This window comes from Streptomyces sp. HSW2009, assembly GCF_040240285.1.
Taxonomy (GTDB): Bacteria; Actinomycetota; Actinomycetes; order Streptomycetales; family Streptomycetaceae; genus Streptomyces.
In genome coordinates, this window is sequence record NZ_JBEHZD010001023.1 from 1 (window position 1) to 1,215 (window position 1,215).

Consider the following 1,215-nt stretch of genomic DNA (forward strand, 5'->3'; position numbering starts at 1 on the left):
GTCGGGGGCGGGCGGGCCGCCGTCGGTCCGCTGGCCGGCCGGGCCGCCGGCCTGGGGCGGCTCCGCGGGCGTCGGGATGCCGTGCGCGGCCAGCGCCGCGAGGTGGCCCTCAAGGCGGTGCCGGGTGGTGGTGCGGTCGGCGGGCCCGGCGATGTAGCCGATCCGCCGGTGGCCGAGGGTGAGCAGGTGCTCGGTGAGGCGGCGGGCGCCACCGCGGTTGTCGAAGGTGAGGGTGAGCGCACCGGGCACCGGCGGCCGGCCGCAGAGCACCACCCGGGTGCCGGCCGAGGTGAGCCGCGCCACCCGGGCGGCCAGCCGCTCTGTGTACGCCGGGTCGTCCGCCGCGCTGCCGGTGAGCACCACGGCCCCGGCGCGCTGGCGCTGCAACAGGGTGAGGTAGGTGAGTTCGCGCTCGGGGGAGCCGTTGGTGTTGCAGACGACGGCTAGCTTCTCGGCGCCGGCGTTGGCCGGGCCCGTCGGTGCCTTGGCCGGGGGGCCGCCGATCGCCGCGCCCCGTGCGTCGGGCCCGGGGGCCGCCGGGGGGCCGCCCCCCCGCGCGGGCGGGGGCGGGGGGGTATTCACATCTGACGCGGCCGCCGCTACTCCGTGTGTTGATCTCGGGGGTGGCCGGATCATTTAAAAAAAAGGGGGGGGGGGGGGGGGGGGGGGGGGGGGGGGGGGGGGTGCGTGGGCGGGGGGGCCGCCGAGCGCCGCGCCGGGGGGGGCGGGCCGGGGGGCCGCCGGCGGCCCGCCGCCGATCTCGGCCTGGATGGCCCCCGCCATGATCCCGAAGAACGGGTCGGAGATGTCGTTGACGAGGATGCCCACGAGGTCGGAGTTGGCCGCGGCGAGCGCGCTGGCCGGCCCGTTGACCACGTAGTCCAGGTCGTCGACGGCCCGCAGCACCCGGGCCCGAGTGGCCTCGGCGCCCGGATAGTTCCCGCTCAGCACCCGGGAGACGGTGGCCGCCGACACCCCGGCCCGCGCCGCCACGTCCGCCAGGGTCACCGTCATCGCTTCCGCTCCATCCGCCGTCCTTCACCCCTACTGTCGTCGGTGCTGCCGAACCGGCCGTCGTGTCGTTCGTGTCGTTGGTCGCGCCGCGGACCGTGGTCGTGCGGCTGGCTTTCGTGGTCCTGCTGGTGCCTGCGGTGCGGCCCCCCGGGTCGTTTAAACCAAATAACCAGCAGACCAAAAACCATTTGTTTATATCGG

The 1,215-nt window shown here is 76.1% G+C and carries 2 pseudogenes; both read right to left on the minus strand.

The features are described from left to right. A pseudogene (locus AAHZ94_RS34330) lies at window positions 1-504 on the minus strand (substrate-binding domain-containing protein); the annotation flags it as partial. A gap of 195 nt (window positions 505-699) precedes the next feature. After that, a pseudogene (locus tag AAHZ94_RS34335) lies at window positions 700-1,014 on the minus strand (LacI family DNA-binding transcriptional regulator); the annotation flags it as partial. Window positions 1,015-1,215 lie beyond the last annotated feature (201 nt).